Here is a 474-nt window from a genome sequence, read left to right as displayed (position 1 = left end):
TCCTGTTGCCGAGTCCGGCACGCAGGATCGGTTTTTTTGTTTTTATAAATTAGCGGGTTACGCTGAATCGAGCATTCTGCCGAATGCTCTACGATCACTCATGTTTCGAGAAGTTTTGTTCGACTCGCTTCTCTGTTGCCACTTTCTTCTCCGTTTTCTCAGCTTCTGTTTCGGACTCAAGTCCAGCGGGATTGGGGTTGCTTAAAGCCTGCTTCTGCTCGGCCATTTCCGCCTGATACCGCCGAAACGCCTCGGCAATTCCGTCAAACAAATCATTGATATCCATCAGTTTCTCCTATGTTCGGGTTTCTCTGCACCTTACTTACCGGAGAAACGGAGAACCTGTCGGAAGGCAGAATCTTTTTTTAGCTCTAACCAATAATCGCGCTTGCACAAGCTATAGCAGATGTTATGTTCTGTGGTGATTGATAACATGACCCAGTAAAAGACATGAGGTGATAAGGCATGGGAACC

1 protein-coding gene is annotated in these 474 nt (G+C 46.8%); it reads right to left on the bottom strand.

The genetic code is table 11. The features are described from left to right. Positions 1 to 94: 94 nt before the first annotated feature. The gene (locus HQK80_16090) at positions 95 to 286 is read right to left on the bottom strand and encodes a hypothetical protein (protein MBF0223713.1); all 192 of its coding nucleotides are present in this window, start codon (positions 284 to 286) and stop codon (positions 95 to 97) included. Positions 287 to 474: the final 188 nt, after the last annotated feature.

This window comes from Desulfobulbaceae bacterium (genome assembly GCA_015231515.1).
Taxonomy (GTDB): domain Bacteria; phylum Desulfobacterota; class Desulfobulbia; order Desulfobulbales; family VMSU01; genus JADGBM01.
The sequence above is the reverse complement of the archived record's forward strand: the minus strand, read 5'-3'. Positions and strand labels throughout refer to the sequence as shown.